Annotated in this window: 22 protein-coding genes; 18 read left to right on the forward strand and 4 right to left on the reverse strand. The window is 68.1% G+C overall.

What is annotated here, in order from left to right; all coding sequences use genetic code 11:
• Positions 1–3: 3 nt before the first annotated feature.
• The 11 genes from HFL01S_RS05005 to HFL01S_RS05055 all read left to right on the forward strand — a co-directional run bounded on the left by HFL01S_RS05005 (position 4) and on the right by HFL01S_RS05055 (position 12,677).
• Positions 4–1,296, forward strand: a complete 1,293-nt coding sequence (locus HFL01S_RS05005) for a glucarate dehydratase family protein (RefSeq protein ID WP_066255585.1) — start codon at positions 4–6, stop codon at positions 1,294–1,296.
• 143 nt (positions 1,297–1,439) lie between these two features.
• The gene (gene kdgD, locus HFL01S_RS05010) at positions 1,440–2,357 is read left to right on the forward strand and encodes a 5-dehydro-4-deoxyglucarate dehydratase (protein ID WP_066255587.1); all 918 of its coding nucleotides are present in this window, start codon (positions 1,440–1,442) and stop codon (positions 2,355–2,357) included.
• Positions 2,358–2,397: 40 nt separating this feature from the next.
• Positions 2,398–3,375, forward strand: a complete 978-nt coding sequence (locus HFL01S_RS05015; RefSeq protein WP_066255590.1) for a Bug family tripartite tricarboxylate transporter substrate binding protein — start codon at positions 2,398–2,400, stop codon at positions 3,373–3,375.
• Positions 3,376–3,393: 18 nt separating this feature from the next.
• Positions 3,394–4,353 (forward strand): Bug family tripartite tricarboxylate transporter substrate binding protein, encoded by a 960-nt coding sequence (locus tag HFL01S_RS05020; protein ID WP_066255593.1) that lies wholly within the window; start codon positions 3,394–3,396, stop codon positions 4,351–4,353.
• A 7-nt stretch (positions 4,354–4,360) separates the two neighbouring features.
• Positions 4,361–5,686: a glucarate dehydratase gene (gene gudD / locus HFL01S_RS05025; protein WP_066255596.1), complete on the forward strand. Its 1,326-nt coding sequence runs from the start codon at positions 4,361–4,363 to the stop codon at positions 5,684–5,686.
• Between the two features lie 38 nt (positions 5,687–5,724).
• Positions 5,725–6,837, forward strand: coding sequence for an SMP-30/gluconolactonase/LRE family protein (locus tag HFL01S_RS05030; protein WP_066255598.1), 1,113 nt, complete (start codon positions 5,725–5,727; stop codon positions 6,835–6,837).
• 29 nt (positions 6,838–6,866) lie between these two features.
• Entirely contained in the window at positions 6,867–7,820 is a 954-nt protein-coding gene (locus tag HFL01S_RS05035; protein ID WP_066255601.1) for a 2-hydroxyacid dehydrogenase, read from the forward strand.
• 32 nt (positions 7,821–7,852) lie between these two features.
• A complete protein-coding gene (gene garD / locus HFL01S_RS05040; protein WP_066255603.1) occupies positions 7,853–9,400 on the forward strand; it encodes a galactarate dehydratase in 1,548 nt (515 codons plus the stop codon).
• A 59-nt stretch (positions 9,401–9,459) separates the two neighbouring features.
• On the forward strand, positions 9,460–10,428 hold the full coding sequence (locus tag HFL01S_RS05045) for a Bug family tripartite tricarboxylate transporter substrate binding protein (RefSeq protein ID WP_066255605.1): 969 nt from the start codon (positions 9,460–9,462) through the stop codon (positions 10,426–10,428).
• Positions 10,429–10,447: 19 nt separating this feature from the next.
• Positions 10,448–11,584 carry an L-talarate/galactarate dehydratase gene (locus tag HFL01S_RS05050; RefSeq protein ID WP_066255608.1) on the forward strand — a complete coding sequence of 379 codons (1,137 nt, stop codon included), beginning with the start codon at positions 10,448–10,450 and terminating at the stop codon, positions 11,582–11,584.
• Between the two features lie 13 nt (positions 11,585–11,597).
• Complete coding sequence (locus HFL01S_RS05055) at positions 11,598–12,677, forward strand: aldose epimerase family protein (protein ID WP_157538765.1); 1,080 nt, start codon at positions 11,598–11,600, stop codon at positions 12,675–12,677.
• Between the two features lie 12 nt (positions 12,678–12,689).
• Here HFL01S_RS05055 and HFL01S_RS05060 read toward each other — a convergent pair whose 3' ends face one another.
• The 3 genes from HFL01S_RS05060 to HFL01S_RS05070 form a co-directional block, all read right to left on the reverse strand.
• The gene (locus tag HFL01S_RS05060; RefSeq protein WP_157538766.1) at positions 12,690–14,381 is read right to left on the reverse strand and encodes a hypothetical protein; all 1,692 of its coding nucleotides are present in this window, start codon (positions 14,379–14,381) and stop codon (positions 12,690–12,692) included.
• Between the two features lie 91 nt (positions 14,382–14,472).
• A complete protein-coding gene (locus HFL01S_RS05065) occupies positions 14,473–15,519 on the reverse strand; it encodes a response regulator (protein WP_066255614.1) in 1,047 nt (348 codons plus the stop codon).
• A complete protein-coding gene (locus HFL01S_RS05070) occupies positions 15,516–18,917 on the reverse strand; it encodes a hybrid sensor histidine kinase/response regulator (RefSeq protein ID WP_084383113.1) in 3,402 nt (1,133 codons plus the stop codon). The genes HFL01S_RS05065 and HFL01S_RS05070 overlap by 4 nt, the downstream gene beginning before the upstream one ends.
• 168 nt (positions 18,918–19,085) lie before the next feature.
• Between HFL01S_RS05070 and HFL01S_RS05075 the strand changes: the two genes are divergently transcribed.
• From HFL01S_RS05075 to HFL01S_RS05085, 3 genes are all read left to right on the forward strand, one after another.
• Entirely contained in the window at positions 19,086–19,388 is a 303-nt protein-coding gene (locus tag HFL01S_RS05075; RefSeq protein WP_066255620.1) for an urease subunit gamma, read from the forward strand.
• Between the two features lie 120 nt (positions 19,389–19,508).
• On the forward strand, positions 19,509–20,114 hold the full coding sequence (locus HFL01S_RS05080) for a HupE/UreJ family protein (protein WP_245644739.1): 606 nt from the start codon (positions 19,509–19,511) through the stop codon (positions 20,112–20,114).
• Positions 20,111–20,419, forward strand: coding sequence for an urease subunit beta (locus HFL01S_RS05085; RefSeq protein WP_066255622.1), 309 nt, complete (start codon positions 20,111–20,113; stop codon positions 20,417–20,419). The genes HFL01S_RS05080 and HFL01S_RS05085 overlap by 4 nt, the downstream gene beginning before the upstream one ends.
• Before the next feature lie 3 nt (positions 20,420–20,422).
• Here HFL01S_RS05085 and HFL01S_RS24575 read toward each other — a convergent pair whose 3' ends face one another.
• Positions 20,423–22,120: a hypothetical protein gene (locus tag HFL01S_RS24575; protein WP_084383099.1), complete on the reverse strand. Its 1,698-nt coding sequence runs from the start codon at positions 22,118–22,120 to the stop codon at positions 20,423–20,425.
• A gap of 258 nt (positions 22,121–22,378) precedes the next feature.
• On the opposite strand from HFL01S_RS24575, the gene ureC reads away from it, so the two are divergent.
• From ureC to ureG, 4 genes are read left to right on the forward strand one after another with little or no spacing between them, the layout of a single operon-like run.
• Entirely contained in the window at positions 22,379–24,097 is a 1,719-nt protein-coding gene (ureC, locus tag HFL01S_RS05095) for an urease subunit alpha (RefSeq protein WP_066255624.1), read from the forward strand.
• A 20-nt stretch (positions 24,098–24,117) separates the two neighbouring features.
• Positions 24,118–24,705, forward strand: coding sequence for an urease accessory protein UreE (ureE, locus tag HFL01S_RS05100; protein ID WP_066255627.1), 588 nt, complete (start codon positions 24,118–24,120; stop codon positions 24,703–24,705).
• Complete coding sequence (locus tag HFL01S_RS05105) at positions 24,635–25,402, forward strand: urease accessory protein UreF (RefSeq protein WP_157538767.1); 768 nt, start codon at positions 24,635–24,637, stop codon at positions 25,400–25,402. The genes ureE and HFL01S_RS05105 overlap by 71 nt, the downstream gene beginning before the upstream one ends.
• Before the next feature lie 11 nt (positions 25,403–25,413).
• Entirely contained in the window at positions 25,414–26,091 is a 678-nt protein-coding gene (ureG, locus tag HFL01S_RS05110; protein ID WP_066255629.1) for an urease accessory protein UreG, read from the forward strand.
• The last annotated feature ends 29 nt before the right edge of the window (positions 26,092–26,120 follow it).

The following is a 26,120-nucleotide window of genomic DNA, read 5'->3' on the forward strand; positions in this document are numbered from 1 at the left end:
GGCATGACCTCACACGCCATCCGCCATGTGCGCGTGACGCCCATCGCGTTCCGCGACCCGCCGCTGCTGAACGCGGCGGGCATCCACGAGCCCTGGGCCCTGCGCTCGATCATCGAGATCGAGACCGACTCGGGCCTGGTCGGCATCAACGAAAGCTATGGCGACCTGCCCATGCTGGAGGCGCTGGCCAAGGCCGCGCCCGCGCTGACCGGCCTATCGCCCTGGGCGCTCAACGAGATGGACACCCGCGTGGCCGCGCTGGTGGCGCCGAAGCAGATGTCCGCCTCGGAGTTCCTGGGCCAGCAGGTCTCGCTGGCGCCGGGCACCCACGTGTCCAAGACGGTGGCCAAGGTGATCAGCGCCTTCGAGGTGGCGATGATGGACCTGCAGGGCCAGCTGGCCAACGCGCCGGTGGTGGACCTGCTGGGCGGCGCCGCGCGCCCGGCCGTTCCTTTCAGCGCCTACCTGTTCTTCAAGTACGCCGAGCACATCGAGAAGCCTTACACGCCCGACCCGTTCGGCGAGGGCATTGCGCCCGAGCAGATGGTGGCGCAGGCGCGCCGCATGATCGACCAGTACGGCTTCAAGAGCATCAAGCTCAAGGCCGGCGCGCTGCCGCCCGATCAGGAAGTGGCCGCGATGCTTGCGCTGTCCAAAGCCTTCCCGGGCGCGCCGCTGCGCATCGACCCCAACGCCAACTGGACCGTGGCCACCAGCCTGAAGGTGGTGGAACAACTGCGCGGCGTGCTGGAGTACTACGAAGACCCAGCCCCCGGCCTGGACGGCATGGCCGCCGTGGCCGCGGCCTGCGACGTGCCGCTGGCCACCAACATGGTGGTCACCGACCTGAAGGAATTCCGCCGCAACGCCGAGATGGGTTGCCCGGTGAAGATCGTGCTGAGCGACCACCACTACTGGGGCGGCCTGCGTGCCACGCAGCGCCTGGCGCTGATGTGCGAGACCTTTGGCCTGGGCCTGTCGATGCACTCGAACTCGCACCTGGGCATCAGCCTGATGGCCATGACGCACCTGGCCACGTCGGTGCCGCTGCTGTCCTACGCCTGCGACACGCACTACCCCTGGCAAGACGACGAGGTGGTGCAAGGCGGGCGCCTGAAGTTTGAAGACGGCAGCCTGCGCGTGACGAGCACCCCCGGCCTGGGCGTGCAGATCGACCGCGAGGCCCTGGCCCGCCTGTATGACAACTACCTGAACACGGGCATCCGCAACCGGGACGACCTGGGGCAGATGCGCAAGTACGACCCCGGCTTCACCGGGCACCAGCCACGCTTCTGACAAGGGGATAAGGGGTTTCCACATACGTGCACCGAAACCCTTGACGCCCTCCACTTCACTTTCGCACAATCACATCAGTTGTCTGACATCCTATAACTGAATCACCGACACCCACCTTCTCCACCCACCCAGGCTGAACCACCATGCAATACACACCCCAAGACCTCAAACAAGTCATGTCCAGCGGCCTGCTGTCCTTCCCCGTGACGGACTTCGACGCCCAGGGCAACTTCAATGCCGCCTCCTACGCCGCCCGCCTGGAATGGCTGGCGCCGTATGGCGCCAGCGCCCTGTTCGCGGCCGGTGGCACGGGCGAGTACTTCTCGCTGTCCGGTGAGGAATACGGCCAGATCATCAAGACCGCGGTGGACACCTGCCGCGGCAAGGTGCCGATCATTGCCGGCGCCGGTGGCCCCACCCGCACCGCCATCGCCCACGCACAGGAAGCCGAGCGCCTGGGCGCCCACGGCATCCTGCTGCTGCCGCACTACCTGACCGAAGCCGGCCAGGAGGGCCTGATCGCCCACGTCGAGCAGATCTGCAAGAGCGTGCAGTTCGGCGTCATCGTCTACAACCGCGACCGCACCAAGTTCACGCCCGAGTCGCTGGCCATCCTGGCCGAGCGCTGCCCCAACCTGATCGGCTTCAAGGACGGCATGGGCAACATTGAACTGATGTCCTCCATCTACATGGCGATGGGCGACCGCTTCGCCTACCTGGGCGGCCTGCCCACCGCCGAGGTCTACGCCGCCGCCTACAAGGCGCTGGGCACCCCCGTGTATTCGTCCGCCGTCTTCAACTTCATCCCCAAGACCGCGATGCAGTTCTACGAGGCCGTGCGCAGCGACGACATGGCCACGCAGCACAAGCTGCTCAAGCAGTTCTTCATGCCCTATCTGAAGATCCGCAACCGCGTCGAAGGCTACGGCGTGAGCATCATCAAGGCGGGCGCCCGCCTGGTGGGCCACGGCGCCGGCCCGGTGCGCGCACCGCTGTCGGACCTCAAGCCCGGCGAGATGGACGAACTCAAGGCGCTGATCGACGCTCTCGGACCTCAGTAACGGTCCCCCTCCTTCACAACCATCCATTAGTAGAGACATCATGAACAAACGCCATTTCCTGCTGACCGCTGCGGCGGCCGCCACCCTGGCTCTGGGCAGCACATCCGCCCTGGCCCAGGCCTACCCCAGCAAACCCATCCGCATCGTCGTGCCCTTCCCGGCCAGCGGCACCTCCGACGTGCTGGCCCGCCTGGTCGGCCAGAAGATGAGCGAGAAACTGGGCCAGCCGGTGGTGGTCGAGAACAAGGCCGGCAACGCCGGCAACATCGGCGCCGACCTGGTGGCCAAGTCGCCGGCCGACGGCTACACCTTCGTACTGATGGACGTGGGCAACCTCACCATCAGCCCGTCCCTCTATAAGCTGCCGTTCGACGTGCAGAAGGACTTCGTGCCGGTGGCCATGGTCGGCTACTCGCCCCACCTGCTGGTGGTCAGCACCAAGGTGCCGGCCAACAACATCGCCGAGCTGGTGAAGTACGCCAAGGCCAACCCCGGCAAGCTGAACTTCGCGGCCGCTGCGGGCATCGGCAGTGCCACCCACCTGGCCGGCGTGCAGTTCGCGCGCCGCAACGGCATCCAGTGGAACTACGTGCCCTACAAGGGCGGCGCACAGGCCATGACCGACCTGGTCGGCGGCCACATGGACGTCACCTTCAACGGCATGGTCGCCACCTACCCGCACGTCAAGGCCGGCAAGCTCAAGCTGCTGGCGGTCTCCTCGGCCAAGCGCTGGAGCGAACTGCCCGACACCCCGGCCGTGGCCGAGACCACGCCCAACTTCCTGACCGGCAGCTGGCAGGGCCTGCTGGCCCCGGCCGGCACGCCCAAGGCCGTGGTGGACCTGGTGCACGCCGAGGTGCAGCGCATCACCGCCCTGCCCGACGTGAAGGAAAAGCTGCAGTCCCTGGGTCTGGAACCTTCCGCGATGACCAGCGCCGAGTTCGCCGCTTGGATCAAGTCCGAACTGCCCGAAATGGCGCAGGTCGTGCGCGAAGAAAAGATCACCCTCGAACAGTAAACGCTGAAGCTACCCGCCATGAAAAAGTCCCTGCTCACGCTGCTGGTGGCGGCTGCCACCAGCCTGCCCGCCTTCGCCTGGCCCGACAAGCCCATCACCCTGATCGTGCCCTTCCCGCCCGGCGGATCCACCGACCTGATCGCCCGCCAGCTCTCCGGCAAGATGGGTGAGAAGCTCGGCGGCAACGCCACCGTGATCGTCGAGAACAAGGCCGGCGCCACCGGCACCATCGGCGCCACCTTCGTGGCCCGCGCCCCGGCCGACGGCCACACGCTGCTGGTGTCCTCGCTCGGCCCCTTCGTGATCGCGCCGCACCTGATCAAGGTGCAGTACGACGCGCTCAAGGACCTGGACCCGGTCACCGTGGTCGTGCAGGCGCCCAACGTGCTGGTGGTGCCCGCCGCCTCGGCCCACAAGTCGGTGGCCGACGTGATCGCCTTCCAGAAGGCCAACCCCGGCAAGATGACCTTCGCCTCGTCGGGCAACGGCAGTTCCGACCACCTGACCGCCGAGCTGTTCTGGCAGCAGACCGGCACCAGCGGCGTGCACGTGCCCTACAAGGGCGGCGGCCCGGTGATGAGCGATCTGCTGGGCAACCAGGTGGACTCGTCCTTCATGAACATCAACACCGCCATGCCGCAGATCAAGGCCGGCAAGCTGCGCGCCCTGGCCATCACCAGCGCCAAGCGCTCGCCGCTGCTGCCCGAGGTGCCGACACTGGAAGAAGGCGGCGTGAAGGACGCCAACGTGCAGTCCTGGCAGGCCGTGGCCGCGCCCAAGGGCCTGCCCGCCGATGTGAAGAAGCGCGTGCACGAGGCCGTGCTGGCCTCGATCAACGACCCGTCCATCAAGCCCAAGCTGCTGGAGCTGGGGTTCGAGATTGTGCTGAACACGCCCGAGCAGTTCGCGGCCTTCCAGGCGTCCGAGTACGCCCGCTGGCAGAAGCTGATCACGTCCCGCAACATCAAGGCGGACTGAGCACACCATGACCGCACCGATCGTCCAGTCGATGCGTGTCGTCCCGGTCGCTGGCCGGGACGGCATGCTGCTCAACCTCTCGGGCGCGCACGCGCCCTTCTTCACCCGCAACATCGTCATCGTCACCGACAACGCGGGCCACACCGGCCTGGGCGAGGTGCCGGGCGGCGAGAAGATCCGCCAGACGCTGGAGGACGCGCGCGCACTGGTCGAAGGCCAGTCCATCGGCAACCTGCAGGCCATCCTCAACGCCATGCGCCTGAAGTTCGCCGACCGCGACAGCGGCGGGCGCGGCCTTCAAACCTTCGACCTGCGCACCACCATCCACGCCGTGACGGCCGTGGAGTCGGCCCTGCTCGACCTGCAGGGCCAGCACCTGAACGTGCCGGTTGCGGCCCTGCTGGGCGAAGGCCAGCAGCGCGACGCGGTGCAGATGCTGGGCTACCTGTTCTTCGTCGGCGACCGCCTGAAGACCGATCTGCCCTACGCCAGTGAACCCGACAACGCCGACGACTGGTGCCGCCTGCGCCACGAGACCGCGATGACGCCCGAGGCCGTGGTGCGCCTGGCCGAGGCCGCGCAGAAGCGCTACGGCTTCCAGGACTTCAAGCTCAAGGGCGGCGTGCTCGCCGGCGACGCCGAGGTCGAGGCCGTGACCGCCCTGCACGAACGCTTCCCCGAAGCGCGCGTGACGCTGGACCCCAACGGCGGCTGGCTGCTGAAGGACGCGATCCGCCTGGGCGAGAAGATGCGCGGCGTAGTGGCCTACGCCGAAGACCCGTGCGGTGCCGAAGAAGGCTTCAGCGGCCGCGAGGTGATGGCCGAGTTCCGCCGCGCCACCGGTCTGCCCACTGCGACCAACATGGTCGCCACCGACTGGCGCCAGATGGCGCATTCGTTGGCGCTGCAGAGCGTGGACATTCCTCTGGCCGACCCGCACTTCTGGACCATGGCCGGCTCGGTCCGCGTGGCGCAGACCTGCCGCGACTGGGGCCTGACCTGGGGCAGCCACTCCAACAACCACTTCGACATCTCGCTGGCCATGTTCACGCACGTGGGCGCGGCCGCACCGGGCAAGGTCACGGCCATCGACACGCACTGGATCTGGCAGGACGGCCAGCGCCTGACGAAAGAGCCGATGAAGATCGAAGGCGGCTATGTGCAGGTGCCGAAGAAGCCGGGTCTTGGGATCGAGATCGACATGGCCGAGGTCGAGAAGGCCCACCAGCTCTACCTGCAGCACGGCCTGGGCGCGCGCGACGACGCCATGGCCATGCAGTACCTGATCCCGGGCTGGAAGTTCGACAACAAAAAACCTTGTCTCGTCCGCTGAAAGCGCGACAGGCACCCGAAGAACAAGAGGAGACACACATGATCAACAAAGCCCAAGACACCCGCCGCCAGTTCCTCAAGGCCGCCAGCGCGGCCGGCCTGGCCGCCACCAGCGCGCCCGCCTTCGCGCAGGCCTTCACCTTCGCGCCCAACCAGCGCTACCCCGACCCGTCGGTGCAGATCCTGGACCCGTCGTTTGCGAAGTACCGCATCTACAGCAGCACCGTCGAACAGGTGGCGACCGGCATGCGCTGGGCCGAAGGGCCGGCCTATTTCCCGGGCGCAGACGGCGCGCCGGGTTACCTGCTGCTCAGCGACATCCCGAACAACCGCATCATGAAGTTCGACGAGAAGACCGGTGCCTTCTCCGTCTTCCGCGACAAGGCCAACTGGGCCAACGGCAACACCCGCGACCGCCAGGGCCGCCTGATCACCTGCGAACATTCGGTCACGCGCCGCGTCACCCGCACCGAGACCAACGGCAAGATCACCGTGCTGGCCGACAGCTACGAGGGCAAGCGCCTGAACGCGCCCAACGACGTGGTGGTCAAGTCCGACGACAGCATCTGGTTCACCGACCCGCTGTTCGGCATCAACGGCGAGTGGGAAGGCTTCAAAGCCAAGCCCGAGCAGGCCACCACCAACGTCTACCGCATCGCCGCCGACGGCAAGCTGACCGCGGTCATCACCGACCTGGTCAACCCCAACGGCCTGGCCTTCAGCCCCGACGAGAAGAAGCTCTACGTGGTGGAGTGGAAGGGCACGCCCAACCGCAGCATCTGGGCCTATGACGTCAACGCCGACGGCACGGTCGCCAACAATACCAAGCTGATCGACGCAGCCGACTTCGGCGCGCTGGACGGTTTCAAGGTGGACCGCGACGGCAACCTCTGGTGCGGCTGGGGCAGCAACGGCGCCCTGAACGCCGAGCCCAGCGACGTGGGCGGCCGCAAGGTCTACCAGCTCAGGGGAAAGCCCGAGGACCTGGACGGCGTGATGGTGTTCAGCCCCGCCGGCAAGCCGCTGGCCCACATCCGCCTGCCCGAGCGCTGCGCCAACCTCTGCTTCGGCGGCCCCAAGGGCAACCGCCTCTACATGGCCAGCAGCCATTCGCTGTACGCGCTGTACGTCGAGGCGCACGGCGCCGTCTGACACACCCCTCTCTCGCCCGCATCCACCACATGAGCGCCGCTGCCTCTTCCACCGTCCTGCAGATCGGCCCGCTGATGCCGGCGCTGGAGGTCGCCTTGCGCGAACAGCACACCGTGCTGACCGCACAGGCCACCACCGCCGACGCACCGCTGGCCGACAGCGCCGATGCCGCGCGCGTGGTGGCGATGGTGACCTCAGCCCCGGTGGGCGTGCCGGCGGCCTGGCTGGCGCAACTGCCGGCGCTGAAGGTGGTGTCGTCCTTCGGCGTGGGCCTGGACCGGCTGCCGCTGGACGCCGCGCGTGCGGCGGGCCTGCCGGTGGGCTACACGCCCGATGTGCTGAACGACTGCGTGGCCGACCTGGCCATGGGCCTGCTGATCGACGGTGCGCGCCGCATCGCCGCGGCCGACCGCTTCGTGCGGCGCGGCGACTGGCTGCAGGGCCGCTTCCCGCTGAGCACGCGCGTGAGCGGCAAGCGCCTGGGCGTCGTGGGTCTGGGCCGCATCGGCCAGGCCGTGGCGCGGCGCGCGGCCGGCTTCGACATGGCCATCGCCTACACCAAGCGCAGCCCGGCCGAGGGCGTGGCCTGGCGGCACGAACCCTCGCTGCTGGCGCTGGCCGAGTGGGCGGACTTCCTGGTGCTCACCGTGGCCGCCAGCCCGGCCACCCACCACCTGGTGAACGCCGAGGTGCTGCGCGCGCTGGGGCCGAAGGGCCTGCTGGTCAACGTGGCGCGTGGCAGCGTGGTGGACGAAGCCGCGCTGATCGCCTGCCTGCAAAGCGGTGAACTCGGCGGCGCGGCGCTGGACGTGTTCGAGGACGAACCCCGCGTGCCGGCCGCCCTGCTGGCGCTGGACAACGTGGTGCTGGCGCCGCACATGGCCAGCGGCACCCACGACACCCGGCAGGCCATGGCCGACCTCACCCTGGCCAACCTGCACGCCGGCCTGGCCGGTGAACCCCTGCCCGCCCGCGCGGCCTGACCCTTTTTCCGCTTTCGACAAGCCCGCCGACCATGAACGCCCCCGTGACCCCGCGCACCATCCGCATCCACCCCGACGACAACGTGGCCGTGGTCGTCAACGACGGTGGCCTGCCCGCCGGCACCGCCCTGCCCGGCGGACCCACGCTCGTGCAGGCCGTGCCGCAGGGCCACAAGGTCGCGCTGACCGACCTGCCCGCAGGCACCGCCGTGCGGCGCTACAACGTGGTCATCGGCCACACCGCGGTGGACATTCCCGCGGGCGGCTGGGTCAACGAGCAGCGGCTGGTGATGCCCGAGGCGCGTTCGCTGCAGGGCCTGCCCGCACCGCAACCGCCCGCCGATCTGCCGCCGCTCGAAGGTCACACCTTCATGGGCTACCGCAACGCCGATGGCAGCGTGGGCACGCGCAACCTGCTGGCCGTGACGACCACGGTGCAGTGCGTGGCCGGCGTGCTCGAATTCGCCGTCGAGCGCATCAGGAAAGACCTGCTGCCGAAGTACCCCAACGTGGACGGCGTGGTGGGCCTGACGCACAGCTACGGCTGCGGCGTGGCCATCGACGCGCCCGATGCCATCATCCCCATCCGCACCGTGCGCAACCTGGCGATGAACCCCAACTTCGGCGGCGAGGTGATGGTGCTCAGCCTGGGCTGCGAGAAGCTGCAGCCCGAGCGGCTCCTGCCGCCGGGCAGCATTCCGATCAGCGATGAGCGCCAGGGACCGGACGTGGTCTGCCTTCAAGATGAAAAGCACGTCGGCTTCATGTCGATGATCGACAGCATCCTCACGCAGGCCAAGACCCATCTGGAACGCCTGAACGCGCGCCAGCGAACCACCTGCCCGGTGAGTGAGCTGGTGGTGGGCGTGCAGTGCGGCGGCAGCGACGCTTTTTCCGGCGTCACCGCCAACCCGGCCGTGGGCTTTGCGACCGACCTGCTGGTGCGCGCCGGGGCGACCGTGATGTTCAGCGAGAACACCGAGGTGCGCGACGCGGTGGACCAGCTCACGCGCCGCGCGGCGACGCCCGAAGTGGCCGACGCCATCGTGCGCGAACTCGGCTGGTACGACGCCTACCTGGCGCGCGGCCAGGCCGACCGCAGCGCCAACACCACGCCCGGCAACAAGAAGGGCGGGCTGTCGAACATCGTCGAGAAGGCCATGGGCTCCATCGTCAAGAGCGGCAACGGCCCCATCCACGGCGTGATCGCACCCGGCGAGAAGGTGAAGCAGAAGGGCCTGATCTTCGCCGCCACCCCCGCCAGCGACTTCATCTGCGGCACCCTGCAGCTGGCCGCGGGCATGAACCTGCATGTCTTCACCACCGGCCGCGGCACGCCCTACGGCCTGGCCGAATGCCCGGTGATCAAGGTGGCCACACGCAACGACCTGGCGCGCCGCTGGCACGACCTGATGGACGTGAACGCAGGCCGCATCGCCAGCGGCGAGGCCAGCATCGACGAGCTCGGCTGGGAACTGTTCCACCGCATGCTGGCCGTCGCCAGCGGCGAGAAGACCTGGGCCGAGAAGTGGGGCCTGCACAACGACCTGGTCCTCTTCAACCCCGCACCCATCACCTGAAGCACCCACATAGCCGGCAGTTCGACCGGTCCCTTTTCCAACCACCACGGAGACAAACCATGATCCAGCGCCGACACCTGATTGCCGCGTCCACCCTGGCCGCCCTGCCCCTGGGCGCCTTCGCGCAGAGCGACTACCCGAACAAGCCCATCAAGATCATCGTGGCCTTTCCGCCCGGCGGCACGTCCGACGTGATGGGCCGCATGGTGGCCGACCCGCTGGCCAAGGTGCTGGGCCAGCCGGTGGTGGTCGAGAACGTGGGCGGCGCCGGCGGCGTCATCGGCACCGAGCGCGGCGTCAAGGCGCCGGCCGACGGCTACACCATCATCCAGACCGGCGTGGGCCAGAACGCCGTGGCGCACGGCCTGGACCCCAACCTCAAGTACGACTCGGTCAAGGACTTCATCCACATCAGCCACGTGCACAGCGGCCCCAACGTGCTGGTGGTCAACGCCAGCCAGCCCTACAAGACCCTGGCCGACCTGGTGAAGGCCGCCAAGGCCAACCCCGGCAAGCTGGACTACGGCTACACCCACGCGGCCTCGGGCCACATGGCGATGGAGCTGTTCAAGCAGACCGCGGGCATCTTCATGACCGGCATCCCCTACCGCGGCGGCGGCCCCATGATGACGGCGCTGCTGGGCAACGAGATCCCGATGATGTTCATCAACCAGGACGTGGCCCTGCCCCACATCAAGGCCGGCAAGCTGCGCCCGCTGGCGGTCTCCAGCCTGCAGCGCAACAGCCTCTACCCCGACGTGCCCACCGTCGCCGAATCCGGCTACCCCGGCTTCGAGGCGCTGTCCTGGTCAGGCATGTCGGTGGCCAAGGGCACGCCCGCGCCCATCGTGGCCAGGCTCGAAGCCGCGTTCAAGGAAGTGATGTCCTCGCCCGCGATCAAGCAGAAGCTGGAGGGCAACGGCTTCGTGGTGCCGGTGCAAGGCTCCAAGCCCTATTCGGACTTTGTCGCCAGCGAACTGCAGCGCTGGGTCAAGGTGATCAAGACCGCCGGCATCAAGCCGCAGTGAGCACGGAGCCGAAGGCCGCATGAGCACCACCGCCGACCGCATCGTCTGGATGCGCATCTCCTCCTGTTATCTGCCCCTGGCCACACCGATCAGCGACGCCAAGGTGCTGACCGGGCGGCAGAAGCCGATGACCGAAATCGCGATGCTGTTCGTCGAGCTGCAGACGGCGCAAGGCCACGAGGGCCTGGGCCTGAGCTACAGCAAGCGGGCCGGTGGGCCGGGCCAGTTCGCGCACGCGCAGGAGATCGCGCCGAACCTGATCGGCGAAGACCCGAACGACATCGCGCGCCTGTGGGACAAGCTGTGCTGGGCCGGCGCGTCGGTGGGGCGCAGCGGCCTGTCCACCCAGGCCATCGGCGCCTTCGACGTGGCGCTGTGGGACACAAAAGCCCGGCGCGCGAACCTGTCGCTGGCCAAGCTGCTGGGCGCGCACCGCGAGTCGGTGCGCTGCTACAACACCTCGGGCGGCTTCCTGCACACGCCCATCGACCAGCTGAAGGTGAACGCCGCGGCCTCGGTGGCGCGCGGCATCGGCGGCATCAAGCTCAAGGTCGGCCAGCCCGACGGCCGCATCGACATGCAGCGCGTGCAGGCCGTGCGCGAGCACCTGGGCGACGGCGTGCCGCTGATGGTGGACGCCAACCAGCAGTGGGACCGGCCCACCGCGCAGCGCATGTGCCGCGCGCTCGAAGGCTTCAACCTGGTCTGGATCGAGGAGCCGCTGGACGCCTACGACCACGAGGGCCACGCGGCGCTGGCGCAGCAGTTCGACACCCCGATTGCCACCGGCGAGATGCTGACCAGCGCCGGCGAGCACTGGGACCTGATCCGCCACCGCGCGGCCGACTACCTGATGCCCGATGGCCCGCGCGTGGGCGGCATCACGCCCTTCCTGAAGGTGGCCGGCCTGGCGCAGCACGCCGGCCTGATGCTGGCGCCGCACTTCGCGATGGAGCTGCACGTGCACCTGGCCGCGGCCTACCCGACCGAGCCCTGGGTCGAGCACTTCGAGTGGCTGGAGCCGCTGTTCAACGAGCGCATCGAGATCGCGAACGGCCGCATGCTCGTGCCCACGTGGCCGGGCCTGGGCCTGTCGCTGAGCGAGCAGGCGCGGGCGTGGACACGTGCGTCGGCCGAGGTTGGTCAGCGGCTCTGACTACACTGCCACGATGGCAGCGCACACCCCTCTGAACCCGCAACGTTTTTTCGGCGAAGTCGGCGGCGAGCCGGTCGCCCTGTTCCGCCTGCGCCATGCCAGTGGCATGGAAGTGGCCGTCTGCAACCTGGGTGCCAAGGTGCTGCAGATCCTGGTCCCCGACCGCGACGGCGCACTGGGCGATGTGGCGCTGGGCTACGACAGCCTGGCCGCGCTGCAGGCCGGCGCCCCGTCCATGGGCGCTTTCATCGGCCGCGTCGCCGGCCGCATCGCACAGGCGCGCTACACGCTGGACGGCACGGCCTATGCGCTGGAGCCGAACGCCGGCCCGCACAGCATCCACGGCGGCCCGCGCGGATCGCGCCACCGCGTGTTCTCGGCCCACCAGGACACGCCCGACGCGCTCACGCTGCGCCTGCGTTTCGAACCCTCGGTCGACGGACACCCGGGCATCCTCGACCTCACGCTGAACTACCGCCTCATCGACGGCCCCACCCTGGTGGTGGAGCACGAGGCAGTGGCGGTCTGCAACGCCAGCCCGGACTCGCCCGCCAGCTTCACGCCGCACATCTTCTTCAACCTCGACGGGCCAGGCGAGCGCCTCATCGACGACCACCACCTGCAGGTGTTCGCCGACCGGCTGCTCGCCGCGGACGCCGACAACGTGGCCACCGGCGAACGCACGCCACTAAACGGCCATCCGCTGGACCTGCGCCAGCCGCGGAGGCTGGGCAACCTGCCCGACATCGACCACGCCTATGAACTCGCCGGATCACCGAACGGCGGTCTGCGATGCGTGGCCCAGGCCCACAGCCCGGCCTCGGGCCGCACGCTCGACGTGTGGACCACCGAACCCGTGATGCAGGTCTACACCGCAGGCGCACTGGGCACCGGCGCCACACCGGACATCGGCAAAAGCGGCGTGGTGCACCGCCCGCGCGCGGGCCTGTGCCTGGAGCCGCAGCAGTACCCCAACGCGGTGAACTGCCCGTCGTTCCCGCTCATGCGCGTGGCGGTGGGCCAGCCTTACCTGGCGCGCACCGAGTACCGCTTCGGAACAGAAGCCGACAGCTCCACAACGAAGCCGCTCTGAGCAGAACCGCGCTCAAATGCCCAAGCCCGGCCTCCAGCCAATCCCGCTCCGGGCAACAACCGCATCAGCAGGCGATATGCACTCAAGCTGAACGATCAGCGCATCAAACGTGGTTTGGCAAAGTTGTCTCTTATCGCGGTTGCTTTCATCCGGCGTGTAGCCCAAGTACTGAATCAGTTCCTTGAGCGCCTTTCCCGCCTCAACGGGAAAAGACTGCGCATAAGTGTTGAACACCTTCAAAAGTTCGGCGTGGTACTTCTCCACCATAGGAGCAAAGCTCAGACTTGCCGCATACCCGACCAGCATGGGAACATCTGCAGCCGGTATCTCCGACAACAGGCGCTGCCGGTGTAGATCCAGACATTCCTCCAGAACCCCGAGCAACTCAAGGTCAGGCTCGCAGACAAAACGACGATTACCGTCCCAATAAGGACCTGGAACCAGAATCCTCAGGGAAAAAGAAAAATCCAGTGTTGATCCCATCCACCATGCCTGTGGAACATGGTCTTTGAGCCGATCGTTCACACAGTCGCGGAACAACCCAATCGCTTCGGTGCGAAGCGGACTGCCGCGCTCGGCGTAGTACGCAAGATGTGTCAGCGCTGAGCACCGGTCATGGACGGCTGCACCACCGGGCCCAAGCAGCAGATTCCGATATGCGGTCAACACCTCCTGCCAGTAGGCATCGCTGGGATTGCCACAACGAAGCAGGATCTCCAAGGACGAAAAAGCGCTCGGCATGTCCTCGTCCACGCCCTCGCGAAGAACCCATTCGGACAAATGCTGGCATGCACCGTCCAAGAAGGTCCGGAGCGCCCCGCGCGCTTCGTGAGGTGCATCCTGGATAGACCGGTCGGCTGCGTCAATCGATTCGCGCAACATCTCTTCTGCAAACAGCTTGCGCTTCTCCTTCAACTTCAATGCCAGCCGAAACGTTGACTCCGGATCGCTCTTGTAGACGCTGGACAACGCCTTCTCATGACGATTGGGACCTCGCGTCCAGTATTCATCGATCACCTTTGCTGCTTGCTCAACATCGTCCTCTGCGCACCGCAACAAAAGGGGCCAGACATGCCCCTTGAGATCGTTGAAGCAGGGGTGCAATTGGTGTGAGTGGCCTGTCGCCTTTTCCAGAAGAATGAGTGCCAACAACCTCTCGAGCAAGTGTTGCGCAGGTGTCCCGCGACTTTTCAGGCAAACCGCCATTAAGTCGAATTGATCTTTTTCAAACGCACCTTTGTTATCTGGCTCGATGGATATCCGCAACGACCGGAAGAAATACAAAACGCCCAGCATCACATCGGCTTGCTGCTGAGCATCCAAAAGCCGGTGGAGCCGCCTTAAAAAACGGGTTCGTTGCCACGCAGCCAGACGCGTATCGCCCCACGCTAGTAGCTTTGCCACCCTCCCCATGGCGAGAATGTTCAAACCGGGTTGAGGTGCAGGGACTCCGTGCTTCTGCTCGTACATCCAGCCAAAGTACTTACGGTTCCACAGCAGCAGGGCGCTTTGGGAAAACACGTTGGGCTTCCTGAGCAGCTCAAAACGCTGCCTGCCGTGCCATTCAGCCAGATTTACTAGCACCCTTTTTTCTGCATCCGTGGCTTGGGCAAACAGGCTGTTGCGGCGCGCCATCCAGCCGAACCGCTCTGGCGAGTCTTTCAAGTTCGGAGGAAGAAAGGCGTTTTCTGGCAGTGAGGACAAGTGCGGCTCCCGAAGTCGGAGCTCGCCAGGTGTAGACGCCTCCTGTTCAACTGCGGGCGATGATAGTTCGCCGGTGTTCTTGACCTCAGGCTTACCCTCCACGCGGCTGGAGCAACGGCACCCGGTTGATCGCCATCGCCGCCGCCGCGGTGCGCGTCTCCACGCCCAGCTTGGCGTGGATGCGCTCCAGGTGCTTCTTCGCCGTCGCCGGGCTCGACCCGAGGATGTCGCCGATGTCGCGGTTGATCTTGCCCTTGACCACCCAGTACAGCACCTCGGCCTCGCGCGCGGTGAGGCCGAAGGCCTGGGCCAGGGCTTCGAGCACGGCGGCGTCCGAGGTTTCCTGCATCACGATCAGCCAGTCGCCCGGTTCGCCCTGGGCTTCGTCCTCGTCGCCGATCTGCTGGTGCAGGCGGAAGCTCAGGCGGCGCGGCCCCTGGTCGATGGTCAGGCGCGGCGGCTCGCGCAGTGGCTGGCCCGGCGCGGGCGGCGCAGCGAACTCGGGCAGCAGGCGCAACAGGCGATCGAGCCACTCCAGCACCGGCGCGGGTGTGACCGGCGACTCGGTGCCGAAGTAGCGCTGCAGCAGGTCGCGCGCCAGCGGCGTCTGCCACATCAGGCGGCCGTCGCGCGCGCGCACGGTGATGGTGGCGTAGCCGAAGGCGTCGAGCGCGTTGCGCGCCTGGCTGCGTTCGAGCGCGCCCTGGCGGCTCTGGCGCGACTGGCGCAGGTGCACGCCCATGCGCGCCATCACCTCGCGCGGCTTGATCGGCTTGGTGACATAGTCCACACCGCCCGCCTCCAGTGCGGCCACCAGGTGCTCGGTCTCGGTCAGTCCCGTCATGAACAGGATGGGGATGTGCGCCGTCGCCGGGTCGGCCTTGAGGCAGCGCGCCACCTCGAAGCCGTCGAGACCGGGCATCACCGCGTCCAGCAGCACCACGTCGGGCAGGGCCTGGCGCGCACGGCGGATCGCGGCCTCGCCGTCCAGCGCCACCAGCACGGTGTAGCCGGCGTCGTCCAGCGCGTCGTGCAGCGGCGCGACGTTGTCGGGCACGTCGTCGACGATCAGCACCACCGCACCGGGTTCGGCGGCCAGCGGGGCGTCGGGGGAGGGGTGGTCGGGCGAGCGGATCATGCGGTGCGGTCGGAAGAAGCCTGGCCCGCGCCCAGCGGCAGCAGGCGCTGTTCGATGGCCTCAAAGCGGAACTCGCGCGCCAGGGCGCGCAGCGTATCGGCAAACGCCGCCTGCTCGGGGTGGTCGGCCACCCAGTGGTCGAGCCAGCGCATCACGCCCTTGGCGTAGCCCAGGCGCACCAGCTCCAGCAGCGGCGAGAAGTCGTGTGCGGCGGGTGGCGGCGCCACAGCGGCGGGCGTGGTCACGGTGGGCGGGGCCTCGGCCGCCACCGGCGCGTGCACCCAGCGCAGGCCCAGCTGCTGCTGCAGCCAGCCGGTGAGGTCGTCGCGCCGCACCGGCTTGACGAAGAAGGCCTGGTCGGCGGGGCGGCCGTCGGCGGCGTCGGCCTGCAGCCCCTTGTCGAACGCGTTGGCCGAGACCACGGCCATCGGTACCGACGACCAGCCCGCGGCGCGCAACCGGCGCAGCGTCTCCCAGCCGTCGATGCCGGGCATGGCCAGGTCCATGAAGACCGCGTGCGGCGCGCGTTCGCTGCCCGGCGCCACGCCGTCGAGCAGGGCCAGCGCGTCGTGGCCGCTGGTGGCCATCAGCACCTCGAAGCCCAGCGGCTGCAGCCAGCGCGCGATCAGCTCGCGGTCGCTCTCTTCGTTGTCCACCACCAGCACGCGCCGGCGCGGGCCCTCGTAACCGGTCACAGGCGCCGCCACCGCGGCCGGGCGCGTGGCCGCGCCGTGCAGCGCCGGCAGGAACAGGCGCACGCTGAACACCGTGCCCTGGCCCGGCGCACTGCGCACCGTCATCTCGCCGCCCATCAGGTCGGTCAGCATCTTGGCAATCGTCAGGCCCAGACCGGTGCCGCCGCCCGCCGCCGCCGAGCCGCCCTCGGCCTGCTGCCCGCGCGCGAAGGGCTCGAACACGCGGTCCAGCTCGGCGGTGGTCATGCCCGGCCCGGTGTCGCTGACCTCGAACACCGCCATCTCGCGCGCATGGGACACCTTCAGCCGCACCTCGCCCGCGCGCGTGAACTTCACCGCGTTGCCCAGCAGGTTGATGAGGATCTGGCGCAGCCGCTTCTCGTCGGCGCGCACCGCCTCGGGCAGACGGGGCCCCGGCTCGAACACGAAGCGCAGGCCCTTGGCCGCCGCCTGCAGCTCGAACATGCTGGCCACCTCGCGCACCGTGTCGGCGAAGGCCATGGGCTTCACGTCCAGCTGCAGCTTGCCCGACTCGATGCGCGCGATGTCCAGCGTGCCCTCGATCAGCGAGAGCAGGTGCTCGCCGCCGCGGTGGATCACGCGGATCGCCTGCGCGCGGTGCGGCGCCAGCTCGCGGTCTTCCTGCAGCAGCTGGGCGTAGCCGAGGATGCTGTTGAGCGGCGTGCGCAGCTCGTGGCTGATGGTGCTGATGTAGCGGCTCTTGGCCTGGTTGGCCTGATCGGCGACCTCGCGCGCACGCTGTAGCTGCTCATCGGTGCGGCGGTGCGATTCGATCTCCTGCATCAGCAGCCGCGTCTGGCGGTTGGATTCCTCCTGCGCGACCTCGCGGCTCTTGTGCGCCAGCACCAGCCACCAGGCCACCGTGGCCGCGATCAGCAGCAGCACCGCGTAGACCCGCAGGAAACCCGAGCGCAGCGCGGCGTCGAGCAAGCCCACATCGCCCACCGCGGCGATGCCCTGGTCCAGTCCCTCGACCTGCTGGCGGTACAGCAGCCCGAGCACGGCCGCCAGCACCGGCGCGATCACCAGCATCAGCAGCAGGTAGTGCGCGAGACCAGCTTCCAGATAAGGCCAGACGCGCTGCGGCAGCACCGTGCGCAGCGCCGACTGCCACTGCACCGACAGCCGCGCGTGCGGCTTGCACAGGTCGCCGCAGCGCGCGTCCAGTGTGCAGCAGAGCGAGCAGATGGGGCCCTGGTAGGCGGGACAGTGGGCCATGTCGGGGCCTTCGTAGTCGCGTTCACAAATCGAACACCGCTGAACGGACAGGCGTTGGTAGGTGCCGGTGTCTTCTTTTCGCGCTAGGTAGTAGCGTCCCTTGGTCGCCCACGCGATCAGCGGCGCCGTCACCAGCGCCGTCACCATCGCGATCACGGCCGAGAAGGCCTGCGCGCCCGCGCCCATCAGGCCCATGTGCGCCGCGATCGACAGCACCGAGGCCAGTCCCATGGCGCCCACGCCCACCGGGTTGATGTCGTAGAGGTGCGCGCGCTTGAACTCGATGCCTTTGGGGCTCCAGCCCAGCGGCTTGTTGATCACCAGGTCGGCCACCACCGCCATGATCCAGGCGATGGCGATGTTGCTGTAGAGCCCAAGCACCTCGCCCAGCGCGCGGAACACCTCCATCTCCATCAGCATGAAAGCGATCAGCGTGTTGAACACCACCCAGACCACGCGGCCGGGGTGGCTGTGGGTCAGGCGCGAGAAGAAGTTGCTCCAGGCCAGCGAGCCGGCGTAGGCGTTGGTGACGTTGATCTTGAGTTGCGAGACCACGACGAACAGCGCCGTCGCCGCCACCGCCCAGCCGTAGTTCGGGAACACGTACTCGTAGGCCGCGAGGTACATCTGGTTCGGGTCGACCGCGCGGTCGGTGGGCACCATATGACTGATCGCCAGGTAGGCCAGGAGCGCGCCGCCCAGCATCTTGAGCACACCCAGCAGCACCCAGCCCGGCCCGCCGGCCAGCACGCCGGCCCACCAGCGCAGGGGCTTGCCCGGCTGCCGCGCGGGCATGAAACGCAGGTAGTCGGCCTGCTCGCCCATCTGCGTGATGAGCGCGATGCCCACCGTCAGCGCCGCACCAAACAGGTGCCAGTCAAACACCCGGCCTGCACCAGTTTCGCCCCCGTAATGCACCACATTGGAAAACGCACCCGGATCGAGCGCCCAGACCGCCACGAAGGGCACGACCATCATCACCAGCCACAGCGGCTGGGTCCAGACCTGGAAGCGGCTGATGATGGACACGCCGTAGGTCACCAGCGGAATCACCACCAGGGCGCAGATCAGGTAGCCCCAGGCGGGCGGGATGTCCAGCGCCAGGTCCAGCGCGTAGGCCATCACCGCCGCCTCCAGCGCAAAGAAGATGAAGGTGAAACTGGCGTAGATCAGCGAGGTGATGGTCGAGCCGATGTAGCCGAAGCCGGCACCGCGGGTGAGCAGGTCCATGTCGACGCCGTAGCGCGCGGCATAGACGCTGATCGGCAGGCCGGCCAGGAAGATGATCAGCCCGGTGGCGAGGATGGCCCAGAAGGCGTTGACAAAGCCGTACTGCACCAGCAGGGTGGCGCCCACCGCTTCGAGGATCAGGAACGAGGCCGCGCCGAACGCCGTGTTCGCCACCCGCCATTCGCTCCACTGGCGGAAGCGCTGCGGCGTAAAGCGCAGCGCGTAGTCCTCCATGGTCTCGCGGCCGACCCAGCTGTTGTAGTCGCGGCGCACCTTGATGATGCGCTGGGGTGGGGCTGGATCAGGCTGGACGTTCACCTGCAGGATTTCGCAGCTTTCATGCCACCAGCCACCAGGGCACGGGTTTTGCTCAACCCTCTTTCAGATCATCCGAGACCCGCCATGGAACTGACCCCGAGAGAAAAAGACAAGCTGCTGATCTTCACCGCCGCCCTGCTGGCCGAGCGGCGCAAGGCGCGGGGCCTCAAGCTGAACTACCCGGAAGCCGTGGCCCTGATCAGCGCCGCCGTGATGGAAGGGGCCCGCGACGGCAAGACCGTCGCCCAGTTGATGAGCGAAGGCCGCACCGTGCTCACGCGCGACGACGTGATGGAGGGCGTGCCCGAGATGATTCCCGACATCCAGGTCGAAGCCACCTTCCCGGACGGCACGAAGCTGGTCACCGTTCACACTCCGATCAGTTGACCCCCCCGCGCCGCGCTGCGCGCGTCACCCCCCAGGGGGCGGCGCTGGCGGCCCGGCAAAGCCGGTTCCGCGGCGCCCTTGAATCAGACATTTCGCTCCAACGCACTTGCAGAGGTTCCCATGAAACGAATCGTCAAGACCCTTTTATCCGCCGCACTGGCCACCACCGCCCTCGCCGCCCAGGCCCACACCGGCCACGGCACCAGCAGCCTGATGGAAGGCCTGGCCCACCCCTTCGGCCTGGACCACCTGTTGGCCATGGTGGCCGTGGGCGTGTGGTCGGTCTCGGCCCTGCCGGCGGGCAAGGCCTGGCAAGGCCCCGCGACCTTCCTGCTGGCGCTGGTACTCAGCGCCTTGGCCGGCACCATGGGCCTGACCCTGCCCTATCTGGAACAGGGTGTCGCGCTGTCGGTGGTGCTGTTCGGGCTGATGCTGGCCATCGCCACCCGGCCCCTGCCGCCGGCCGTGGGCCTGGGGCTGATCGCCATGGCGTCCGCGCTGCACGGCATCGCCCACGGCTCGGAGACGCCCGCCACCGGCTTCGCCGGCTACGCCTCGGGCTTCCTGCTCACCACCGCCGCCCTGCACATCGGTGGCGTGGGCGTGGGTCTGGCTGTCCGGCGCCTGTTCAGCGAACGCCGGGGCGTGGCCCTGGGGGGGCCTGGGCGCAGCGCTCGGCGGCGCCGGCCTGTACCTGTTTGCCCAACTCTGAGCACCGCGCCATGACCCCCGGCGAATACCTGATCGACGAGGGCGAACACGCCCTCAACCCCGGCCGCGCCACGCTGACCCTGGTGGTGCAAAACACCGCCAACCGCCCGGTGCAGGTCGGTTCGCACTACCACTTTGCCGAGACCAATGCGGCCCTGTCCTTCGACCGCGCCGCCGCGCAGGGCAAGCGCCTGAACATCGCCAGCGGCACCGCGGTGCGCTTCGAGCCGGGCCAGCAGCGCACGGTGGAGCTGGTGGATTTCGCGGGCGACCGTGTCGTGTACGGCTTCCGCGGCCTGATCCAGGGTCCGCTGGTCTGAGCCTCAGTGCGAAATGGTGGTGCTCGTCACCACCGGCTGGCCGGGCGCGGCCAGCACAAAGAAACCCGGCAGCCCGGCGGTGCCGAAACGTGTGGCCGGGTTGCGCACGAACACCGAGTTGGACAGCGTCATGAGGCCGCTGCGGTCGTTGCTCACATAGAACACCGCGCTGCCGCCCTCGGTACCGTAGTTGTCGCTGACCATGCTGCCGTAGACCGACAGCGTGAAGCTGTTGCCGTCGTTGTAGATGGCGCCGCCACTGCCGCCGCCGGGGGTGCCGGCCCGGGCCGGATTGGCGCCGTTGCCCACCGCCGAGTTGTGCGTGAGCAGGCTGTTGTAGACGCTGTAGGACACGCCGATGCTGCTGAGCGCCCCGCCGTTCGAGCAGCTGTTGCCCAGGCCCAGCCCCCCGCCGAAGGTGCTGCCGACCACATAGACCGGCCGGTTCTGGTAGATGCTGAGCACCCGCACGGCGCCGCCGCCCATGTCGGGGCCGGTCGTCTCGCAGCGGTTGCGGGTGAAGACGCTGTTGACGATCTTGAACTGCCCCCCGCGCACGAAGATGGCCCCACCGCCGCCCCCGTCGGTGAGCTGGCCGGTGGAGTTGCCCTGCGTGAAGCCGATGTTCTGCACCGTCAGCCGCGGCGTCTCCTGGTTGTTGCAGTGCGAGGTGGTCCAGACCTGGGCCGGGTCGCAGGTGTTCTGGTAGAGGATGCGCACGCTGTCGCCGCCGCTGAGCGTCACCAGACCGCCGCCGTCGAGCGTGACGTCGGGCCGGTTGTTGAACACCTTGGCCGTGCTCGGCAGCGTGATGGTGACCAGGTTCGGCCCGCAGTTGAACCGGATCTTGCCGCCCAGGGCCACCGCGTCCACCACCGCCTGCCCGGTGCAGCTTGCAGGGGTGCCGCTGCCGATCACGCGATCGGGCTGGCTGGTGTCCACCGCCGCGCCGTCCGGCGGCACGGGCACCGGGTTGCCTTGGTAGCCCACGCCCGCAGGTGGCTGGGCATCGGCCTGCCCCACCACGTAGTAGGCAACGCCTTCGTACCGGTATTGCGGCAGGGAGGCGATCACCTGGCCGGCCTCCGACGAGCTGGTCGTGAAAAAGTGAAAGCCACGGTTGGCGACGTAGAAGCGGTAGAGCGGCCGGAAGCCTGTGCCCGCCGCCGTCCGGGCGTGGTAGGCCACGCCCTCGTAGGTGAACTGGGGCAGGGTGGCGATGATGTGGTCGCGCTCAGACTGGCTGATGGTGTAGAAGTGAACACCGGTCTGGCCATTGAAGAACCGGTACACCGGACTCAGGGCGGCGTCAGCGGTGCCGCTGGCCTGGAAGGCCTGGCCCTCGTACACGAGGTTGGGCACGGTGGCGATCACCCGGTCCCGCTCGGTGGCACTGGCCGTGTAGAAGTGGGCACCGCTGTTGCGGTTGTAGAAGCGGTACACGTTCACCGGCGTCACGGCTTTGGCGACGATGTTCGTCAAGGGGCCCGCGGCATCTGCGACAACCGCATCCGGTTGCTGCACCTCGGCCGCATTCAACTCCGCGGACTTGAGCCAGGGATCGGTCCCAGGGGCGTCCTCCGCATCGGCGCCCCTGGAGGCCTCGGACAACCCTGATCCCTCGTCGGTGGCCTGGCTGCCTCCGCAACCGGTCACACCCATCGCCAGCAACAGCGCCGCCACAGCCCAACCACAGGCCATCGACCTCGCAACCCCGGACCGCTCACCGTTTCTCAATGCCATCTCACGCTCGCTTGCTGACTGCCACCACATCCGTCTGCCCCCTCACGCCTCCACCGCACTGGCACGGTTCATGCTCAAGACTGCAGGCCCAAAACCCAAACATTGGAACATCAACCGCCGGCACGGCTCGCACGAAAAAGATACGGTTGTGAACTTCGGTTACCGCATGCCGGTCCTCCGTTCAAGCCCGTGCCCGGACAGCATCCAGGTAATTCCATGGCCAGCATTCCCAAACGCGCCTATGCCGACATGTTCGGCCCCACCGTCGGCGACCGCGTGCGCCTGGCCGACACCGGCCTGATCATCGAGGTCGAGAAGGACTTCACCCTGGCCGCGGGCGGCTACGGAGAAGAAGTGAAATTCGGCGGTGGCAAGACCATCCGCGACGGCATGGCGCAATCGCAACGCACGCGCGCCGAGGGCGCGGTGGACACGGTGCTGACCAATGCCCTCATCGTCGACCACTGGGGCATCGTCAAGGCCGACATCGGCCTCAAGGACGGCCGCATCGTCGCCATCGGCAAAGCCGGCAACCCGGACACGCAACCCGGTGTGGACATCGTCATCGGTGCCGGCACCGAGATCATCAGCTGCGAGGGGAACATCGTCACCGCCGGTGGCATCGACAGCCACATCCACTTCATCTGCCCGCAGCAGGTGGACGAGGCCCTGGCCTCGGGCGTGACCACCATGCTCGGCGGCGGCACCGGCCCGGCCACCGGCACCTTCGCCACCACCTGCACGCCCGGCCCCTGGCACATCGAACGCATGCTGCAGGCGGCCGACGGCCTGCCGATGAACATCGGCTTCCTGGGCAAGGGCAACGCCAGCCGGCCGGCCCCGCTGCGCGAGCAGATCGACGCCGGCGTGATCGGCCTCAAGCTGCACGAAGACTGGGGCACGACGCCCAGCGCCATCAGCAACTGCCTGGACGTGGCCGAAGAAACCGATACGCAGGTCGCGATCCACTCCGACACGCTCAACGAGTCGGGCTTTGTGGAAGACACCATCGCGGCCACCAAGGGCCGCACGCTGTGCGCCTTCCACACCGAAGGCGCGGGCGGCGGCCACGCGCCCGACATCATCCGCGTGGTCGGCGAGGCCAACTTCCTGCCCTCGTCCACCAACCCGACCATGCCCTACACCGTCAACACGCTCGACGAACACGTCGACATGCTGATGGTCTGCCACCACCTGGACGCGTCAATTCCCGAGGACCTGGCCTTTGCCGAAAGCCGCATCCGCCGCGAGACGATTGCGGCCGAGGACATCCTGCACGACCTGGGCGCGATCAGCATCATGAGCAGCGACAGCCAGGCCATGGGGCGCGTGGGCGAGGTGGTGATCCGCACCTGGCAGACGGCTGACAAGATGAAGTCGCAGCGCGGCTCGTTGCCGGAAGACAGCAGCCGCAACGACAACTTCCGTGTCAGGCGCTACATCGCCAAGTACACGATCAACCCCGCCATCGCGCACGGCATCTCGCACATCGTCGGCTCGCTCGAAGTCGGCAAGTGGGCCGATCTGGTGATCTGGAAGCCGGCCTTCTTCGGCGTCAAGCCGGCGCTGGTGCTCAAGGGCGGCAGCATCGCCCTGGCCGCCATGGGCGACCCGAACGCCTCCATCCCCACACCGCAGCCGGTGCACTACCGCCCGCAGTTCGGCGCCCTGGGCAGCGCGCTCGCCAGAGGCAGCCTGAGCTTCGTGTCGCAGGCCGCGCAGGCAGCGGGCGTCGCCCAGCGCTACGGTCTGGCCAAGACCACCGTGGCGGTGCAGCACTGCCGTGGCGTGACCAAGGCGAGCATGGTGCACAACAGCTACCTGCCGGTGATGGAGATCGACCCGCAGCGCTACACCGTGCGCGCCGACGGCGTCCTGCTGACCTGCGAGCCCGCCAGCAAACTTCCGATGGCGCAGCGATACTTCCTGTTTTGATAGCAAAACAGGGAAGTTCCATGCTTCAAGTCTCCAAACTCGTCCCCCAGGGCAAGGGGCTGGCACCGGTGCTGGTGCGCCGCGCCGCCACCGTCACGCTGGACTGGGATGTGCGCCAGAAAAGCCGCTTCGACGCCGAGTCGTCGGACGGTCGCCGTGTCGGCGTGTTCCTGCCGCGCGGCACCGTGGTGCGCGGGGGTGACGTGCTGATCACGCAGGACGGTTCGCTGCTGCGAGTGGTGGCCGCACCGCAACCGGTGCTGCGCATCACCGCCTGCACCGACCACCACCACGGCCATGACCACGACTCTGCCTTTGACCTGATGCGCGCGGCCTACCACCTGGGCAACCGCCACGTGCCCATCGAGCTGCGGCCCGACCACCTGAAGATCGAACCCGACCATGTGCTGGCCGACATGCTGCGCGCCATGCACCTGAACGTGGCCGAGGTGCGCGAGTCTTTCGAGCCCGAGGGCGGCGCCTACGCAGCGGGCCATGGACACGGCCACCACCAGGGCGGTGACCACGGCCACAGCCATGGCCACGATCACCATGGACACGACCATGGTCACGGCCACCACCCCGCGCATGCCCACGACCACGGCTGACGCACCGGCCAGCGTGGCGGCGGGCCTGCTGCACACGCTCTGGCTCGCCTCGCCGGCCCTGCCGGTTGGCGGCTTCTCTTATTCCGAAGGACTGGAAGCGGCGGTGGACGCCGGGCTGGTGCACGACGAGGCCAGCGCCGCCGGCTGGCTCACCGACCAGCTGCAGCTCTCGCTCGCTCGCAGCGACCTGGCGGTGGTGGCACAGGCCATTCCCGCCTGGCGCGCGGATGATCTGGCCCGAATCCGCGCGCTCAATGAATGGGTGCTGGCCACCCGCGAGACGCAGGAGTTCCGCCTGCAGACCGAGCAGATGGGCCGCTCGCTGCAGGCCTGGGCGCAGTCGCTCGGTGCGCTCGGGGGCGATGTGCTGCAACGCCTGCAGGCCGCCGACCTGCAGCCGCCCGCCTACCCGGTCGCCATGGCCTGCGCCGCCGCAGCCTCAGGCGCTGCCCTGGCCGACAGCCTGGCCGGCTTCGCCTTCGGCTGGGCCGAGAACATGGTGCAGGCGGCCATCAAGTCGGTGCCGCTGGGCCAGAGCGCGGGCCAGCGCATGCTGGCGCGCCTGGTGGCCGACATCCCCGCCGCCGTGGCCCACGCGATGGCGCTGGGCGACGAGGACCGCCAAGCCTTCACGCCCCTGCTCGCCATCCTCAGCGCGCGCCACGAAACCCAGTACTCCCGCCTGTTCCGATCCTGAAGACGCAAACGATGACCGCCCTGCACCACATCCCCCACCGCACCAAGACCCTGCCCCCGCTGCGCGTGGGCATCGGCGGCCCGGTCGGCTCCGGCAAGACCACGCTGCTTGAAATGCTGTGCAAGACCATGCGCGAGCGCTACGACCTGGTCGCCATCACCAACGACATCTACACGAAGGAAGACCAGCGCCTGCTCACCGTCAGTGGCGCGCTGCCGGCCGAACGCATCATGGGCGTGGAAACCGGCGGCTGCCCCCACACCGCCATCCGCGAGGACTGCTCGATCAACCTCGAAGCCATCGACCGCATGCTGGGCGAGTTCCCGAACGCCGACATCGTGTTCGTGGAGTCTGGCGGCGACAACCTCGCCGCCACCTTCAGCCCCGAACTGAGCGACCTGACGATCTACGTGATCGACGTGGCCGCGGGCGAGAAGATCCCGCGCAAGGGCGGCCCCGGCATCACCAAAAGCGACCTGTTCGTCATCAACAAGACCGACCTGGCCCCGCACGTCGGCGCCGACCTGGAGGTGATGAAGCAGGACACCGCGCGCATGCGGCCGGACACCGCGCGCAAGCCCTGGGTGATGACCAACCTCAAGACCCTGGACGGCGTACAGGACGTGGTGCGCTTCATCGAGCAGCGCGGCATGCTGGCCCCAGCCACCCCGGCAGGCACCCCGACCTGAACACGCCGGCGGCTACAATGCCGCCCACC

Origin of the sequence: Hydrogenophaga flava NBRC 102514 (genome assembly GCF_001571145.1) — a bacterium.
Lineage (GTDB): Bacteria > Pseudomonadota > Gammaproteobacteria > Burkholderiales > Burkholderiaceae_C > Hydrogenophaga > Hydrogenophaga flava.

Excerpts from the sequence above, each read along its gene's own strand:
- kdgD (WP_066255587.1), top strand. The coding sequence starts at position 1,440 with ATGCAATACACACCCCAAGACCTCAAACAAGTCATGTCCAGCGGCCTG.
- HFL01S_RS05030 (WP_066255598.1), top strand. The coding sequence starts at position 5,725 with ATGATCAACAAAGCCCAAGACACCCGCCGCCAGTTCCTCAAGGCCGCC.
- ureC (WP_066255624.1), top strand. The coding sequence starts at position 22,379 with ATGGCCAGCATTCCCAAACGCGCCTATGCCGACATGTTCGGCCCCACC.
- HFL01S_RS05105 (WP_157538767.1), top strand. The coding sequence starts at position 24,635 with ATGGCCACGATCACCATGGACACGACCATGGTCACGGCCACCACCCCG.
- HFL01S_RS05070 (WP_084383113.1), bottom strand. The coding sequence starts at position 18,917 with ATGGAGGACTACGCGCTGCGCTTTACGCCGCAGCGCTTCCGCCAGTGG.
- HFL01S_RS05065 (WP_066255614.1), bottom strand. The coding sequence starts at position 15,519 with ATGATCCGCTCGCCCGACCACCCCTCCCCCGACGCCCCGCTGGCCGCC.
- HFL01S_RS05080 (WP_245644739.1), top strand. The coding sequence starts at position 19,509 with ATGAAACGAATCGTCAAGACCCTTTTATCCGCCGCACTGGCCACCACC.
- HFL01S_RS05050 (WP_066255608.1), top strand. The coding sequence starts at position 10,448 with ATGAGCACCACCGCCGACCGCATCGTCTGGATGCGCATCTCCTCCTGT.
- ureE (WP_066255627.1), top strand. The coding sequence starts at position 24,118 with ATGCTTCAAGTCTCCAAACTCGTCCCCCAGGGCAAGGGGCTGGCACCG.
- gudD (WP_066255596.1), top strand. The coding sequence starts at position 4,361 with ATGACCGCACCGATCGTCCAGTCGATGCGTGTCGTCCCGGTCGCTGGC.
- HFL01S_RS24575 (WP_084383099.1), bottom strand. The coding sequence starts at position 22,120 with ATGGCCTGTGGTTGGGCTGTGGCGGCGCTGTTGCTGGCGATGGGTGTG.
- ureG (WP_066255629.1), top strand. The coding sequence starts at position 25,414 with ATGACCGCCCTGCACCACATCCCCCACCGCACCAAGACCCTGCCCCCG.
- HFL01S_RS05035 (WP_066255601.1), top strand. The coding sequence starts at position 6,867 with ATGAGCGCCGCTGCCTCTTCCACCGTCCTGCAGATCGGCCCGCTGATG.
- HFL01S_RS05015 (WP_066255590.1), top strand. The coding sequence starts at position 2,398 with ATGAACAAACGCCATTTCCTGCTGACCGCTGCGGCGGCCGCCACCCTG.
- garD (WP_066255603.1), top strand. The coding sequence starts at position 7,853 with ATGAACGCCCCCGTGACCCCGCGCACCATCCGCATCCACCCCGACGAC.
- HFL01S_RS05020 (WP_066255593.1), top strand. The coding sequence starts at position 3,394 with ATGAAAAAGTCCCTGCTCACGCTGCTGGTGGCGGCTGCCACCAGCCTG.
- HFL01S_RS05075 (WP_066255620.1), top strand. The coding sequence starts at position 19,086 with ATGGAACTGACCCCGAGAGAAAAAGACAAGCTGCTGATCTTCACCGCC.
- HFL01S_RS05055 (WP_157538765.1), top strand. The coding sequence starts at position 11,598 with ATGGCAGCGCACACCCCTCTGAACCCGCAACGTTTTTTCGGCGAAGTC.
- HFL01S_RS05045 (WP_066255605.1), top strand. The coding sequence starts at position 9,460 with ATGATCCAGCGCCGACACCTGATTGCCGCGTCCACCCTGGCCGCCCTG.
- HFL01S_RS05085 (WP_066255622.1), top strand. The coding sequence starts at position 20,111 with ATGACCCCCGGCGAATACCTGATCGACGAGGGCGAACACGCCCTCAAC.
- HFL01S_RS05005 (WP_066255585.1), top strand. The coding sequence starts at position 4 with ATGACCTCACACGCCATCCGCCATGTGCGCGTGACGCCCATCGCGTTC.